We start from the raw sequence: 527 nt of genomic DNA, 5'->3' as shown, positions 1-527 counted from the left end.
TCGAAGCTGAAGCTGGCATCGTTCACCGCCAGCTTGTCGATCGCATCGCGCAGTTCTTCGAATTCGGAACTGTCGACGGGGAAGAGGCCGCAGAACACCACCGGCTGCGCGGGTTTGAAGCCGTCCAGCGCGTCCTCGCTGCCGTTGCGGTCATTGGTGATGGTGTCACCAACTCGGGTGTCGCGGACCTGTTTGATTGAGGCGGTGAGAAAGCCGATCTCACCGGGGCCAAGGCTGTCGACCATCTCCATCTCGGGGCGGAAGACGCCAACGCGGTCGACATGGTGCAGGGTGTTGTTTGACATGAACTTGACCCGCATCCCCTTTTTCAGCGTGCCGTCCATGATGCGGACCAGAACGATAACGCCGAGATAGGCGTCATACCACGAATCCACCAGCATCGCCTTGAGCGGCGCGTCGAGATTGCCCTGCGGCGCGGGCAGCTGCTGTACGATGGCTTCGAGCGTTTCGTGGATGCCCTGCCCCGTCTTTGCCGAGACCTGAATGGCGTCGGTCGCGTCGATGCC

General features: G+C 61.5%; 1 protein-coding gene. It reads right to left on the bottom strand.

Translation table 11 applies throughout. The annotated features are described in order from the left end of the window. On the bottom strand, positions 1-527 hold a 527-nt coding region (locus ACR0LL_RS21360; protein WP_480589352.1), incomplete at both ends, for an EF-Tu/IF-2/RF-3 family GTPase.

It is taken from the genome of Ruegeria sp. AI2 (assembly GCF_056541275.1).
The sequence above is the reverse complement of the archived record's forward strand: the minus strand, read 5'-3'. Positions and strand labels throughout refer to the sequence as shown.